The 12832-nt window shown below is 70.1% G+C and carries 14 protein-coding genes and 1 tRNA gene; 8 read left to right on the forward strand and 7 right to left on the reverse strand.

Annotated elements, in window-relative coordinates; all coding sequences use genetic code 11:
* Positions 1 to 177: 177 nt before the first annotated feature.
* Both IE206_RS15105 and IE206_RS15110 read left to right on the forward strand, forming a co-directional pair.
* Positions 178 to 1206, forward strand: a complete 1029-nt coding sequence (locus IE206_RS15105) for a DUF4097 family beta strand repeat-containing protein (RefSeq protein ID WP_189962674.1) — start codon at positions 178 to 180, stop codon at positions 1204 to 1206.
* A gap of 1 nt (position 1207) precedes the next feature.
* Positions 1208 to 2239, forward strand: a complete 1032-nt coding sequence (locus IE206_RS15110; protein WP_189962675.1) for a PadR family transcriptional regulator — start codon at positions 1208 to 1210, stop codon at positions 2237 to 2239.
* 322 nt (positions 2240 to 2561) lie between these two features.
* Here IE206_RS15110 and IE206_RS15115 read toward each other — a convergent pair whose 3' ends face one another.
* The 4 genes from IE206_RS15115 to IE206_RS15130 all read right to left on the reverse strand — a co-directional run bounded on the left by IE206_RS15115 (position 2562) and on the right by IE206_RS15130 (position 5805).
* Positions 2562 to 3113 carry a Clp protease N-terminal domain-containing protein gene (locus tag IE206_RS15115; RefSeq protein WP_189962676.1) on the reverse strand — a complete coding sequence of 184 codons (552 nt, stop codon included), beginning with the start codon at positions 3111 to 3113 and terminating at the stop codon, positions 2562 to 2564.
* A complete protein-coding gene (locus IE206_RS15120; RefSeq protein WP_053730665.1) occupies positions 3113 to 3322 on the reverse strand; it encodes a helix-turn-helix domain-containing protein in 210 nt (69 codons plus the stop codon). The genes IE206_RS15115 and IE206_RS15120 overlap by 1 nt, the downstream gene beginning before the upstream one ends.
* A 159-nt stretch (positions 3323 to 3481) precedes the next feature.
* Positions 3482 to 4447: a zinc-binding dehydrogenase gene (locus tag IE206_RS15125; RefSeq protein WP_189962677.1), complete on the reverse strand. Its 966-nt coding sequence runs from the start codon at positions 4445 to 4447 to the stop codon at positions 3482 to 3484.
* A gap of 143 nt (positions 4448 to 4590) precedes the next feature.
* Positions 4591 to 5805: an NAD(P)-dependent malic enzyme gene (locus IE206_RS15130; protein WP_189962678.1), complete on the reverse strand. Its 1215-nt coding sequence runs from the start codon at positions 5803 to 5805 to the stop codon at positions 4591 to 4593.
* Positions 5806 to 6421: 616 nt separating this feature from the next.
* Between IE206_RS15130 and IE206_RS15135 the strand changes: the two genes are divergently transcribed.
* From IE206_RS15135 to IE206_RS15145, 3 genes are read left to right on the forward strand one after another with little or no spacing between them, the layout of a single operon-like run.
* Positions 6422 to 7384 carry an ABC transporter substrate-binding protein gene (locus IE206_RS15135; RefSeq protein ID WP_189962679.1) on the forward strand — a complete coding sequence of 321 codons (963 nt, stop codon included), beginning with the start codon at positions 6422 to 6424 and terminating at the stop codon, positions 7382 to 7384.
* A gap of 27 nt (positions 7385 to 7411) precedes the next feature.
* Positions 7412 to 8347 (forward strand): amino acid ABC transporter permease, encoded by a 936-nt coding sequence (locus tag IE206_RS15140; RefSeq protein ID WP_189962680.1) that lies wholly within the window; start codon positions 7412 to 7414, stop codon positions 8345 to 8347.
* Positions 8348 to 8351: 4 nt separating this feature from the next.
* The gene (locus tag IE206_RS15145; RefSeq protein WP_053730660.1) at positions 8352 to 9119 is read left to right on the forward strand and encodes an amino acid ABC transporter ATP-binding protein; all 768 of its coding nucleotides are present in this window, start codon (positions 8352 to 8354) and stop codon (positions 9117 to 9119) included.
* Positions 9120 to 9178: 59 nt separating this feature from the next.
* On the opposite strand, the gene IE206_RS15150 is transcribed toward IE206_RS15145, so the two are convergent.
* Positions 9179 to 9868, reverse strand: coding sequence for a class I SAM-dependent methyltransferase (locus tag IE206_RS15150; RefSeq protein WP_189962875.1), 690 nt, complete (start codon positions 9866 to 9868; stop codon positions 9179 to 9181).
* A 185-nt stretch (positions 9869 to 10053) separates the two neighbouring features.
* Between IE206_RS15150 and IE206_RS15155 the strand changes: the two genes are divergently transcribed.
* Positions 10054 to 10668 (forward strand): CGNR zinc finger domain-containing protein, encoded by a 615-nt coding sequence (locus tag IE206_RS15155; RefSeq protein WP_189962681.1) that lies wholly within the window; start codon positions 10054 to 10056, stop codon positions 10666 to 10668.
* On the opposite strand, the gene sodX is transcribed toward IE206_RS15155, so the two are convergent.
* Positions 10587 to 11012 (reverse strand): nickel-type superoxide dismutase maturation protease, encoded by a 426-nt coding sequence (sodX, locus tag IE206_RS15160; protein ID WP_189962682.1) that lies wholly within the window; start codon positions 11010 to 11012, stop codon positions 10587 to 10589. The two genes, IE206_RS15155 and sodX, sit on opposite strands and share 82 nt — an antisense overlap.
* 175 nt (positions 11013 to 11187) lie before the next feature.
* Here sodX and sodN point away from each other — a divergent pair, with 175 nt between their 5' ends.
* On the forward strand, positions 11188 to 11583 hold the full coding sequence (gene sodN / locus IE206_RS15165; protein ID WP_053730656.1) for a superoxide dismutase, Ni: 396 nt from the start codon (positions 11188 to 11190) through the stop codon (positions 11581 to 11583).
* A 149-nt stretch (positions 11584 to 11732) separates the two neighbouring features.
* Here sodN and IE206_RS15170 read toward each other — a convergent pair.
* A tRNA-Ala gene (locus IE206_RS15170) sits at positions 11733 to 11807 on the reverse strand.
* A gap of 461 nt (positions 11808 to 12268) precedes the next feature.
* Here IE206_RS15170 and cpt point away from each other — a divergent pair.
* Positions 12269 to 12829: a chloramphenicol phosphotransferase CPT gene (cpt, locus tag IE206_RS15175; RefSeq protein WP_226600040.1), complete on the forward strand. Its 561-nt coding sequence runs from the start codon at positions 12269 to 12271 to the stop codon at positions 12827 to 12829.
* Positions 12830 to 12832 lie beyond the last annotated feature (3 nt).

Raw genomic sequence — 12832 nt, forward strand, 5'->3', positions numbered from 1 at the left:
ATATCGAACCGCTGGGGCCACCCCTTGACTTTCCCCAACCGCGATATATCGTGTCTAACGAGAGACGCGATATGTTGCGTCTTGGAATACGCACCCTTCGCGGGTAGGCACCTTTGGCAGTGCCGACTCGCAGGACCCACTCGCACGACCCACTCGCAGCGCCCAGGAGGTCAGCACATGTCCGAGTCCACGTGGGCCGTCCCAGACTCGCGGAAGCTCACCTTCGACGAGGCCGACGGGCCGGTGACGAAGCTCCAGGTGCGCATCGTCAACGGAACGGTGAACGTCGTGGGCACCGAGGAAAGTTCCGCCCGCCTGGAGATCTCGTCCGTCGATGGGCCACCGCTGATCGTGACGCGGAACGGGTCCACGCTCACCGTCGCCTACGAGGACCTGCCCTGGCGCGGCTTGTTCAAGTGGCTCGACCGCAAGGGCTGGAACCGCAGCGCGGTGGTCTCGCTCGCGGTACCGGCCGACGCGGACGTCGAGGTCGGCATGATCGGCGCGGGCTCCGTGGTCTCCGGGATCCGGGGGCGTACGGAGGTGCGCGGCGTCAGCGGTGACACCACTCTCGTCAAGCTCGCGGGGCCGGTCCGCGCGGAGAGCGTCACCGGCAACCTGGAGGCCCAGGCGGTCACCGGCGAGCTCCGCTTCAAGTCGGTCTCCGGCGATCTGACGGTCATCGAGGGGGCCGGGGGCCGTGTGGCGGCGGAGTCGGTCAGCGGCGACATGCTGCTCGATCTCGACCCGGGCGTGAAGGCCACCGACATCCGGCTGACCACGGTGTCCGGCGAGGTCGCCATCCGACTGCCGCACCCGGCCGACGCGCACGTCGAGGCGAACACCGCGAGCGGGGCCGTCTCCAGCGCCTTCGAGGACCTGCGGATCAGCGGGCAGTGGGGCGCGAAGAAGATCACCGGCACGCTGGGGGCGGGCAACGGCACGCTCAGGGCGACGACGGTCTCCGGGTCGATAGCGCTCCTGCGCAGGCCGGCGGACGAAGAGCCGCCGTTCGAGGACGCGGCTCCGGGGCCGCGGGCCTCGGGGCCGGATGCCTCGGGACCCGACACCTCGGGGCCGGATGCCTCCGCGCTGGATGCTTCTGCGCCTGAGGGCGCTGCGCCCGAGGGGTCGGGCCCTGCGGACGCGTCCTCTCCCGCCGACGACCAGTCCGGCTCGGCCGGCTCGACCAAGAAGGTGCTCTGACATGCCCCCCGTCTTCGCCCACGGCCGCCTCCGTCTCTACCTCCTCAAGCTGCTCGACGAGGCGCCGCGCCACGGGTACGAGGTGATCCGGCTGCTTGAAGAGCGCTTCCAGGGGCTGTACGCGCCCAGCGCCGGCACCGTCTACCCGCGGCTCGCCAAGCTGGAGGCCGAGGGGCTCGTCACGCACACCACCGAGGGCGGCCGCAAGGTCTACTCGATCACCGATGCGGGCCGCGCGGAGTTGGCGGGCCGGGGAGGTGAACTGGCCGATCTGGAGCTGGAAATCCGCGAGTCCGTCTCCGAACTCGCCGCCGAGATCCGCGACGACGTACGCGGCGCGGCGGGCAGCCTCCGCGACGACATGCGCCGCGCGGCCCGCGAAGCCCGTACGGGTCAGGCCTCCGCGGGCGCCGGCCGGGGCGCCCGGAAGGGGTTCCCCGAGGCCTCCGACTTCTTCGACAGCGCGTGGGGCGACGGCGAGGCCTGGCAGCAGGCCAAGGAGGAGTTCAAGCGCGCCAAGCAGGAGTGGAAGGAGCAGGCGCGCCGGGCGAAGGACGAGTCCCGGCGGGCCCGCGACGAGGCCCAGCAGGCCCGCCGCCAGGCCAAGGAGGCCCAGGACAAGGCGCGCGAGGAGATGCAGCGCGTCGCCCGGGACGTCCAGCGCCAGGTCCAGGAGCACTTTGCGCGGGGCGACTGGCCGACGGGTGTACGCGAGGGGCTCGCGGAGATCACCAAGGAGCTGGGCCGCTTCGGGTTCGGCCAGCCCCCGGCCCCCGAGGAGGAGGTCACCGTCGAGCGGGTGGACCTGGCGAAGCCGGATGCCGAGGCCGGGCCCGAGCCGGAGTGGGCGCGGGAGGAGCCGTCCGGTGACCCGGCGCGGGATCTCGACCGGCTGCTCGACCGCTTCCGGGACGACATCAGGGATACGGCCCGGGATCACGGGGTGACGGGCCCCCAACTGGCCGAGGCCCGCGCCCACTTGGCCCGGGCGGCGACCCACATCGCAGCGACCCTGCGCCCGCGCCGGCGCTAGCGGGGTGGGGTGGGCCCCGATCCACCTGGGGCTCCGCCCCAGACCCCGAGGGCTCCGCCCCGGCCCCGCCTTCGTCCGCGGACCGTGAGTGGCTGATCGCGCCGTTCCCCGCGCCCCTGTAGGGCACCCGGCACTCCCCGTCGCACCCACGCGGCGGAGCCGCACGTGTCACAGCTGCCCGCCCCTGGCAGGGGCGGGCAGCTGCAGCCTGTCATGGGGCCCCCTGGCCCCTGAGGCCTTGGCAGGGTGCAGGGGACGGAGTCCCCGCAGGGGGCTGGGGCGCAGCCCCGGGAAACGAGCCCTGCCCCTCCCTCCCCGCTCCCTAACCCCCCACCCCGAACAACACCCTCTCCACACCCCCGTACGTCCCCCCGAATTCGGCAAGAACCTCCCCCGCCATCCCCGGCATCGCAGCGAGCGCCAACAGCAAGTGCTCGTCCCCGATGTGCTTCTGCTTGCGGGCCAGAGCCATCCTGAGGGACTTCTCAAGGACCTTCTTGGAGCCCTTCGTGAAGGACGGCCGCCCCGAGGGCCACGCCTTGCCCCGCTCCGTGCCGGCCAGCGCACCCGGCCCGTGGGTCTCCTCCACCCGGGCCACGATCTCCTCGACGGAGATGCCGAGCCCGGCCAGCGCGTCCTCGTCCGCCTTGGACATGCCACCCCGGCGCCGCGCGGCGGCCAGCGCCTCGACGACCTCGGCGCGCCGGTCGGTGACGCCGAGGGAGGTGAGCGCGAAGGCCGCCTTGCCGCCCTCGCGGTCGAGGAGGGCCAGGAGCAGGTGCTCCTCGGTCACCACCGGGGACCCCGCACGCGAGGCGTGCTCGACCGCGCCGATCACCACCCCACGGGCGTCCGTCGTGAATCGCTCGAACATCAATTCCTCCCGTGCTTCTTGTGGACCGCCTGTCGGCTGACCCCCAGCTCGGCGGCGATCTCCTGCCATGACCAGCCCTGATTGCGGGCGCTTCGTACCTGTACGGATTCGAGCTGTTCCAGGAGCCGGCGCAGCGCGGCGACGGCTCGCAGTCCGACCCTCGGGTCGCGGTCGCCGGCTCGTGCGGCGAGATCGGTGGCCTCGGTCATGATGTCAACCTACATTGACACCCGGCAGTCGTCAACCCAGGTTGACATCGCGCCCATTCAAAAGGCCGCGGCCCCCTCGCATACGCACTCGTACACCTAGTACGCCTCGTACGCGCGAAACCGCGGCCTTCAGCCCCCGTTCACACCCTCAGCCACACCTCACCCCACCGTGAGGACCACCTTCCCGAACAGGTCCCCCGACGCCACCTTCTCGAAGCCCTCGCGCGCCCGGTCCAGCGGGAGCACCTCGTCGATGACGGGACGTACGCCCGTCGCCGAGCAGAACGCGAGCAGGTCCTCCAGCTCGTCCTTCGTGCCCATCGTCGAGCCGACGACCTTGAGCTCAAGGAAGAAGATGCGGGTCAGTTCGGCGTGCGCGGGGCGGTCGCCGCTGGTGGCGCCCGAGATGACCAGAGTGCCGCCGGGGCGCAGGGACTTGACCGAGTGGGACCAGGTCGCGGCCCCCACCGTCTCGATCACCGCGTCGACGCGCTGCGGCAGCCGCGCACCGGGCTCGTACGCCTCGATCGCGCCCAGTTCCACGGCCCGCTTGCGCTTGGCCTCGTCGCGGCTGGTGGCGAAGACCCGCAGTCCTGCCGCCTTGCCGAGCACGATCGCGGCGGTGGCGACGCCGCCTCCCGCGCCCTGCACGAGGACCGAATCCCCGGGCCGCACCCCGGCGTTGGTGAACAGCATCCGGTACGCGGTCAGCCAGGCGGTCGGCATGCAGGCCGCCTCCGCGAAGCTCAGGTCCTTCGGCTTCGGCAGGACGTTCCAGGTGGGTACGGCGACCTGTTCGGCGAAGGTGCCCTGGTACTTCTCGGTGAGGATCGAGCGGCCCTCGGTGGGGCCGACGCCGTGGCCGGTCTGGCCGATCACCGAGTGCAGGACGACCTCGTTGCCGTCCTGGTCGACCCCGGCCGCGTCGCAGCCGAGGATCATCGGCAGCTTGTCCTCGGTGAGTCCGACCCCGCGCAGCGACCAGACGTCGTGGTGGTTGAGGGAGGCGGCCCGTACGTCGACGAGCGTCCAGCCGGGGCGTACCTCGGGGGCCGGCCGCTCCCCCAACTCGAGGCCGCTGAGCGGCTGGTCACGGTCGATGCGGGCGGCGTAGGCGGCGAACATGGCCCTGACCCTAGAGCGCGCGGCCCGGCCGCCGGAACCTCCCACGGCTGTGACACCCCGCACGCCGCAGACCGCCACGAAAAAGCCGTGCCGGGCTCTCCCGGAGGAAAGCCCGGCACGGCTCCGTGAAACCGCGGAACGTACTACCGGCGCGCCACGCCCTCGGCGCGGGCGGCGGCCGCGACCGCCGCCGTGACGGCCGGGGCGACCCGCTCGTCGAACGGGGACGGGATGACGTAGTCGGCGGCGAGCTGGTCGCCCACGACGTCGGCCAGCGCGTTCGCCGCGGCGATCTTCATGCCCTCGGTGATCCGGGAGGCCCGGACCTGGAGGGCGCCCGCGAAGATGCCGGGGAAGGCGAGCACGTTGTTGATCTGGTTCGGGTAGTCCGAGCGCCCGGTGGCCACGACGGACGCGTACTTGTGCGCGATGTCGGGGTGCACCTCGGGGTTCGGGTTGGCCATCGCGAAGACGAAGGCACCGGGTGCCATGGAGGCGACCGCGGGCTCGGGCACCGTACCGCCGGAGACGCCGATGAACACGTCGGCGCCGGCCAGCGCGGTCTCCAGGGAGCCGGTCAGGCCCGCCTTGTTGGTGAGCTCGGCGAGCTCGCGCTTGACGTCCGTCAGGTCCGTCCGGTCCGTGCTGACGATGCCCTTGCGGTCCGCGACCGCCACATCGCCGAGGCCCGCTTCGAGCAGGAACTTGGCGATGGCGACACCGGCCGCGCCCGCGCCGGAGATCACCGCGCGCAGGTCACCGAGGGTGCGTCCGGTGAGCTTGGCGGCGTTGCGCAGGGCGGCCAGAGTGACGACGGCCGTGCCGTGCTGGTCGTCGTGGAAGACCGGAATGTCCAGGGCCTCCTGCAGCCGGCGCTCGATCTCGAAGCAGCGCGGGGCGGAGATGTCCTCCAGGTTCACCCCACCGAAGGACGGGGCGAGCCGGACCACGGTCTCGATGATCTCGTCCGTGTCGGTGGTCGCGAGCGCGATCGGAACCGCGTCGACGCCGCCGAACTGCTTGAAGAGGATCGCCTTGCCCTCCATCACGGGAAGGGAGGCTTCCGGGCCGATGTCACCGAGCCCGAGCACCGCCGTACCGTCCGTCACGACGGCGACCACCTGAGACTTCCAGGTGTAGTCGTGGACCAGCTCCGGGTTCTCCGCGATCGCGCTGCACACCTTGGCGACGCCCGGCGTGTAGGCGAGGGACAGGTCGTCCTTGTCACGGATCGGCACGGTGGCCTGGACGGCCATCTTGCCGCCCCGGTGGAGCGCGAAGGCCGGGTCGAAGGAATCGACGGAATCTCCGTAGCCCTCCGTGCTGTCGCTGCGAGGATTGACGATCTCCGCTGCCATTGTGTTGACCCCTTAAGTCTTCATCAGTTGAGGGTGGCCACTCCTTGTTGAGGAGGGGTGGGCGGACCCGCGTACGTTCCCCGCTGAGGGCGGTTGGCCCGCCCCGCGGGGTGGAGGTACGTACGCGCGGGCGCGCCGCACACGCGCCCTGAGCCCCGGATGAGGGGTGTAAGGATCCTTCTTACCGGACATCGACGTCCGCCGACGAGTCCATATTGGCCCAGCGTCGACACTGCGTCGCAAGCGGCCTCCGTACCGTGACACGACTCTTGGCGCGATGTCACGACAAGTCGCGTACGCGGCATGAAACATGTCCACAACGCGAGATGAACCGGAGAATCTGCGGCCCCCGCGGACACTTCCCGCACATGGTCCGGCCAAGTGGGCCTTGGTGCAGCGGCTTGTTGGGGTTCGGGGGTGACCCGTTATCCGATTTTGACATCGCTGCGACCCTGATTTCCGGGGTCCGAATGGCAAGATGCGACTTCACACGCGGTTCACACCGCGGTCGCGACACCCGAGGATGCGTGTACGACCACCGCCCAGGACCTGTGCGTCGTCGTTTTGTACGCACTCCATGGCCACTCCACTCAACATCTGCCGGAGGAACCCGACCATGACCGCAAGCACCACCCGCCGTACGACCGCCTCCAAGTCCCGGATTGCCGCGGTCGGCGCGATCGCGGTCGCGGGCGCCCTGCTGGTCACCGGCTGCGGTGACCAGACGAAGAAGGGCTCGGCCCCCGAGTCCTCGGGCGGAGCCTCGAAGTCCGCCCCGCTCTTCTCCAAGCTGCCCGCGAACATCCAGAAGGCCGGCGTCATCAAGGTCGGGACCGACGCCACCTACGCCCCCATGGAGTTCAAGCAGGGCGAGAAGATCGTCGGTATCGACCCCGACATCGCCGACGCCCTCGGCAAGCAGCTCGGCGTGAAGTTCGAGTTCACCAGCGGCACCTTCGACACCCTCCTGGGCGCGCTGCCGACCGGCCGCTACGACGCGGTCATGTCCTCGGTGAGCGACACCAAGGCCCGCCAGCAGGGCCTCGACAAGGACGGCAAGAAGACCGGTACGGGCGTCGACTTCGTCGACTACTACACGGCGAGCACCGGCATCCTGGTCAAGAAGGGCAACCCGGAGGGCATCAAGTCCACCGACGACCTCTGCGGCAAGAAGATCGCCGTGCAGCGCGGCACCACGTACGAGCAGGCCGCCAAGGACCTCGCCGCCAAGTGCAAGACGGACGGCAAGGGCGAGCTGACCTTCGAGCCGTACGCCACCGACGCCGAGGCGCAGACCCGCGTCAAGGCCGGCGGCGCGGTGGCCGACCTGAACGACTCCCCCGTCGCCGCGTACATCGCGAAGACCGCGGGCGGCGGCGCCGACTTCGAGGCGGTCGCCAACAAGTCGGACGCGGGCCCCTTCGGCATCGCGGTGGACAAGAAGAACACGCAGCTGCGCGACGCCCTCTCGGCCGCGCTGGACGCGATCATCGCGGACGGCACGTACAAGACGGCGATCGACAAGTGGGGCGGCGCGCAGGGCGCCGTCACCAAGGCAGCCATCAACGGCGGCTCCTGACCCCCGCACCACTGAAGGGCAGTCGCTGTGACTGACAAGCTCGACAAGACCCCCTCCGGTCCGGCGGACGCCGCCCCGGAGCAGGTCCCGCCGGACATCATCCGTGCCATCCCGGTACGCCACTACGGCCGCTGGGTCAGCGCCGTACTCGTCGTCGCCGTACTCGGCGCGCTCGGGTACGCGTTCGCCCAGGGCAATGTGCGCTGGGCCACCGTCACGGACAAGCTGTTCGACTCCAGCATCCTGACCGGCCTGTGGCACACCGTGCTCATCAGCGTGGTCTCCATGGCCGTGGGCCTGGCGCTGGGTGTGCTGTTCGCCGTGATGCGGCTCTCGAAGAACCCGGTGACCAGCTCGGTCGCCTGGCTGTACATCTGGTTCTTCCGCGGCACCCCGGTCTACGTACAGCTCCTCATCTGGTTCAACCTGGCGCTGATCTTCCCGATCCTGAACCTCGGGTTCTACAAGGACTACATGACCGCGGTCATGACTCCGTTCCTCGCCGCCCTGCTCGGCCTCGGCCTGAACGAGGGCGCGTACATGGCGGAGATCGTCCGGGCCGGCATCCAGTCGGTGGACGAGGGCCAGACCGAGGCCTCGCACGCGCTCGGCATGACGCAGATGCAGACCATGCGCCGCGTGGTGCTGCCCCAGTCGATGCGGGTGATCATCCCGCCGACGGGCAACGAGTTCATCAACATGCTCAAGACCTCGTCCCTGGTCGTCGCCGTCCAGTACCAGGATCTGCTGCGCAGTGCCCAGGACGTCGCCGCGACCTCGTTCGCGGTGATGGAGATGCTCTTCGTCGCCTCGATCTGGTACCTGGCCCTGACCAGCGTGTTCAGCGTCGGCCAGTACTACCTGGAACGCCGTTTCGCACGCGGTTCGCTGCGCGCCCTGCCGCCCACGCCGCTGGAGCGCATCAAGTCGAACCTGCTCTCCCTCTCCAACTGGCGGCGGTGATCCCATGACTGCACAACCGATGGTCAAGGCGGAGGGCGTCCACAAGTCGTTCGGCCCCGCCCACATCCTCAAGGGCATCGACCTGGAGGTGGCCGAGGGCGAGGTGTTCTGCCTGATCGGCCCGTCCGGCTCCGGCAAGTCGACGTTCCTGCGGTGCATCAACCACCTGGAGCAGATCAACGCCGGGCGTCTGTACGTCGACGGCGATCTGGTCGGATACCGGCAGAAGGGGGACAAGCTGTACGAGCTGAAGGACAGCGAAGTCGCCCTGAAGCGCCGGGACATCGGCATGGTCTTCCAGCGCTTCAACCTGTTCCCGCACATGACGGCCGTGGAGAACGTCATGGAGGCGCCGGTCCAGGTCAAGCGGGAGTCGAAGGCGGTGGCCCGCGAGCGGGCGCTGAAGCTGCTCGACCGGGTCGGCCTCGCCGACAAGGCGGGCAACTACCCCTCGCAGCTCTCCGGCGGCCAGCAGCAGCGCGTGGCGATCGCCCGGGCGCTTGCGATGCAGCCGAAGCTGATGCTCTTCGACGAGCCGACCTCGGCGCTCGACCCGGAGCTGGTGGGCGACGTCCTGGACGTCATGCGCGGCCTCGCCGAGGACGGCATGACCATGATCGTGGTCACCCACGAGATGGGCTTCGCCCGTGAGGTCGGCGACTCGCTGGTCTTCATGGACGACGGCGTGGTGGTCGAAGCGGGCAACCCGCGCGATGTTCTGACGAACCCTCAGCACGACCGGACGAAGTCGTTCCTGTCGAAGGTGCTGTAACGCGTCACAAGAAAAAGGGGGGTTATGGGCGTGCGCCCATAACCCCCCTTCCGCATCCGCTACTTGAGCGCCAGGAGCAGCGTGTCCGAGGGCGAGGCCCATACGGGACGGGCCTCGGCGAAGCCGGCGGCGCGCAGGGTTTCGGCGTGCCAGGCGACCGAGGGCATGTCGCCGTCGGCGTGCTCGCCGTAGATCTCGTACCGCTTGGCGGTCGGCCCGGCGAGGACCGGGTCCTCGGCGGCGAGCGCCCACCAGTCGGCCCAGTCGACGGCGCCGGCCGCCTTGGCGCGCTCCATCCCGGCGTGCCGGTGGGCGCGTTCGGCGGCGTTGATGCGCGGGGTGGCGGGGTCGATCATGTGGTCGGCGTTCATGAACACGCCGCCGTCCCGGACGAGCCCGGCGACCTGCCCGTAGAGCGCGGCGAGCGGCTCACTGTGCAGCCAGTGCAGGGCGGTGGCAGTGAGGACCGCATCGTAGGAGTCGTACGGAAGCAGTTCGACCCATCCCGCGTCCTTGAGGTCGGCGGTCACGAAGGTGACGCGCGGGTCCCCGGCGAAGGTGCCCTCGGCGATGGCGAGGAGCGCGGGGTCGAGATCCACCCCCGTACTGACCGCGTCCGGGAACCTCTTGAGGAGCCGGTCCGTAATACTCCCCGTACCGCACGCGAGGTCGAGCACGCGCGGCGCGGGACCGACGCAGGCCTCGACCATGTCGAGCATGACCCGGAAGCGCTCCTCGCGGTCCGGCATGTACCACTCCTGCTGCCGGTCCCAGCTGTTCTGCCAGCCCCGCCAGTCGGCGCCCACACCGGCTCCAGTGACAGTCTCCGACACCGCGATCCCTCCTACGAAGCGACTCTGTAATACCCTCGAAGGGTACCCAGCCGTTACCTGTGAACACTCCAGACCATAGACCGCCGCCGTAAGGACTACAAGTGGAACTGGCCTATTACTCGGACTACGCCGTGCGCCTGGTCAACACCGAGGAGCCGGCCCGCAACAAGGACTCGCTGACCTCGGTCGACGCGGTGCGCGAACTGTTCGGCGGGAACAAGTCGGCGGCCCGCCGGGCGACGGACGCGGACGTGACGCGCTTCCGTTCGGTACGGGCCCGGCTGCGGGCGGTCTTCGAGGCGGCGGACGGCGGCGAGGAGGTCCAGGCGGTGGACCTGCTCAACTCGCTGCTCCTGGAGTTCCCGGTCAGCCCGCAGGTGTCGGGCCACGAGCACCGGGACGAGGACGACCGCCCGCTGTGGCACATGCACCTCGCCGACCACCCGTCGAACGCGACGGCGGGCTATGCGGCGATCGCCTCCATGGGCCTGGCCTTCCACCTCACGGAGTACGGGGTCGACCGGCTCGGCCTGTGCCAGGCGGCGCCGTGCCGCAACGCCTACCTGGACACCTCGACCAACCGCTCGCGCCGCTACTGCTCGGACCGCTGCGCGACCCGGGCGAACGTGGCCGCCTACCGGGCCCGCAAGCGCCTGGAGACCGAGCGGTCGGAGAGCACCGGCCTGACCGACGAGACGAACCAGGACACCAAGTAGCCGACGGTGCGGCGGCGTCCGGCCGTCATCGGCCGGAACCGCCCGCGCACCCGGCCGAGCACGAGCTCGATGGGCACGGCGCCGAACGCCCTGCTGTCCACGACCTCGTCGTCCGCGTTGTCCCCGAGCACCCACCAGCCGCTCTCGCGCAGCTCCATGAGCCGCTTGACGATGAGCAGATCCTGCTGCAAGGGGTGCCGCAGCACGGCCACATCACCCACCCTCAGCTCGGCCCCGTAATGCACGAGCAGCTGATCGCCGTGCAACAGCGTGGGAACCATCGAGGTCCCCAGGACCTCGGCGATCCCCAGCGGCACCCTCGGCTCCCGCCCCTCATCCGTCATACGTCACCCACCTCCCGGCCACCGGCACCCCGCCGCCACTCCCACGGTACGTTCCGCCACGAGTCCCATGGTGACCCTGGACTTTTGACCTAAGCCCACGGGGGCACCCGCGAAATCCCGTCTCTCACCGAGTAATGTCCCACCTGAGAAGACGATCACGAGGAAGGACAGCTCAATGCTTTCCCGCCTGTTTGCCCCCAAGGTGAAGGTCAGCGCACACTGCGACCTGCCCTGCGGTGTGTACGACCCGGCCCAGGCCCGCATCGAGGCGGAGTCGGTCAAGGCCGTTCAGGAGAAGTTCCAGGCCAACGAGGACGCGCACTTCCGTGCCCGTGCCGTGGTCATCAAGGAACAGCGCGCGGAGCTCGCCAAGCACCACGTGTCGGTGCTGTGGAGCGACTACTTCAAGCCGCCGCACTTCGAGAAGTACCCGGAGCTGCACCAGCTGGTCAACGACACCCTGAAGGCCCTCTCGGCCGCCAAGGCGTCGACCGACCCGGCGACCGGCCAGAAGGCGCTCGACCTCATCGCCGAGATCGACCGCATCTTCTGGGAGACCAAGAAGGCCTGACACCGGGCCAAGTCCGCGAAGCCGAACGCGTTCGGTGAACGCGCAGGTGGAAGTGGACGAAGAAGAGGCCCGGCCGGGTTCACCCGCCGGGCCTCTTCGCTGCCGTCGCACGACGTGTCGGGGCGTGAGAAGCGGAGCGTAAGAAGAGGGGCGGGGCGGCCGGATTCGAACCGGCGTCCTCCTCCATGCTGTGTAGGCGCACTACCTCTGTGCTACGACCCCGCCTTGATCGACATCGTACGGGAGTGCGGTGCCGGCCGGGAAGGGCCGGGCTACGGGCCCTCCAGCGTGCGCAGCCACCTCTCCGTTTCCTTCGGTGTCGTGAAGTGCAGGGTCCTCGGCGGGGCGAAACGGGAGGCTTCGGCACGGGCCGCACGCTGCCTCTAGGGGCTTCGTGCCGGGTGAACCGGTCCGCCGGCGTTTCACGGAGTCGAAGATCCAGGCCGGAGAGGCGGCTATTTCCCGTGTCCGGGTGGCGAATTGGGAGTTCCGAGCCCACCTCGGACCGCCGAAGTACAGCTCGTCCATGTCGTCGTACGGGATCTCCAGGCGCCTGCTCACCGCGCGCGCCAGGGTTGATTTGCCGGATCTCGTCACCCCGGCCATCAGGATTCGCCGCATCCGCGCAGGCTGGGCGGAAATCGGTTGGCCGGGGAAGGGGCGGCCGCTTATGTTGGCGCCCGTGATGGATCAGACAGGCATGCCGCGGTGTCGGGTGATCGTGCTCAACGGCGGGTCCAGTTCCGGGAAGTCCGGGATCGCCCGGTGTCTGCAGGCCGTGCTGCCCGGGGCCTGGCTGACGTTCGGGGTCGACTCGGTCGACGCGGCCATGCCCGCCTCGCTCCGCGACGGCGAGGGCGGGCTCCGCATCGGGGCCGACGGCACGGTGACCGTGGGGCCCGAGTACCGGCGGCTCTCGGACGCCTGGCGGCACGGGGTCGCCGCCATGGTGCGGGCCGGCGCCCGGGTCGTCCTCGACGAGGTGTTCCTCGACGGCGCCGACGGGCAGAAGCGCTGGCTCCATGCCCTCGACGGGCTCGACGTGCTCTGGGTCGCGGTGCGCTGCGACCCCGACACCGCGGCCGGGCGCGAGACCGCCCGCGGCGACCGCGTCCCCGGCATGGCCCGCGGCCAGGCCGACTCCGTACACCTCGGGGTGCGGTACGACGTCGAGGTCGACTCGGCGGCGGCCGAATCCATGGCCTGCGCCCTGCTGATCGCCGAGCAGCACGCCCTCCGGGGCTGAGCC

Source organism: Streptomyces violascens (assembly GCF_014649955.1).
Classification (GTDB): Bacteria; Actinomycetota; Actinomycetes; order Streptomycetales; family Streptomycetaceae; genus Streptomyces; species Streptomyces violascens.